Origin of the sequence: [Clostridium] symbiosum ATCC 14940 (assembly GCF_000466485.1) — a bacterium.
Classification (GTDB): domain Bacteria; phylum Bacillota; class Clostridia; order Lachnospirales; family Lachnospiraceae; genus Otoolea; species Otoolea symbiosa.
The window spans coordinates 1-1,103 of record NZ_KE992792.1 but is presented as its reverse complement, the minus strand read 5'-3'; the positions used below and the strand labels follow the sequence as shown (position 1 = coordinate 1,103).

Genomic DNA, 1,103 nt, shown 5'->3' with positions numbered 1-1,103 from the left:
AACGCTGTGATATCGCCTATTTCTGATAGGATCCCAGATGCCCATACCGGACCGATTCCAGGTATGGATTGAAGGATGATCAGGGCGTTAGGGTTCATTCCGTTGATGCATTTCTCAATCGCCTGTTCTATCAGCTTGATTTCTTTCTGATAGGCATGGATGCAGTTAAACGAGCTTGCCAGTGATATGTTCAGTGGTTCGTACATGCACTTGCCTAACCGGTAGGAATCCCTGGCTGCCTTGCGCAGAAGTTCCGAAGTTTTTGACAGGTCAGAGATGCGGTTCCTGCTCTTCTGTGCAAGGAAGGTAAGCAGATCCTCTTCCGGCATATCGATAATCTCCTGTGGAGACAAAAATTCCGTCAGGACAGCGGAGGACGCGGCACCATAGAGACTGCCAAAGGGCTTGTCATCACCTTCAAGGAGCTGAAGCTCACTGAACTTCAGATAAAGATTAGAGACCATATAAGTTTTCTCCCTGGTGATGCACTCAGAAAGGTGCATACGGTGCCTTGTAAGGCGTTTAAGGGCTATGAACTGCCCGCCGCGCCATGGCTCCAGTTTTTTCGTTCGGCCTACCCTGCCAAAGTCTGCGATGAGATATGCATCTGTGGGATCGGTCTTTTCCATTCCGATATAGGACTTACGGTAATTGGAAGTGGCCTTTGGGTTTACACAGAAGACGTAAGGCTTGTAGGGCATGAGGACCTCGCTGGTCGATAGGAAGCTTGAAATATGTACGCTGTATACAGAAGTAGATTCCAGCACGATAAGAACCGTATCCAGGTTTTTATGCTTGTGCATACACTCGGCAATCATAGTTACAAGCTGATCGGCCCCCGGCTGATTGTTGCCAAACGATGATGAGATGTATTTGTTTTCCTCGAAGTCCATAGCATAGACAGCATTGGTCTTTGAGCTTACATCAATACCTACAAACAAGGTGGACATATAGTTGATCTTTAACATGATATCACCTCCATTCCGATGTGGATTTGTGAAGCCTGAAGCAAAAGGTTTATCCTGTGCTGCATACGGTGACCGAAACCTCGCGCAATGAGCATGCACCCAGTCAGCCTTTTTTGCTGGGGCTACCGGCTGGGG

General features: G+C 48.0%; 1 protein-coding gene. It reads right to left on the bottom strand.

Annotated features, from left to right (window positions below):
* The coding region (locus CLOSYM_RS00525; RefSeq protein WP_049943427.1) for an IS110 family transposase at positions 1-968 on the bottom strand (968 nt) is incomplete at its 3' end.
* Positions 969-1,103: the final 135 nt, after the last annotated feature.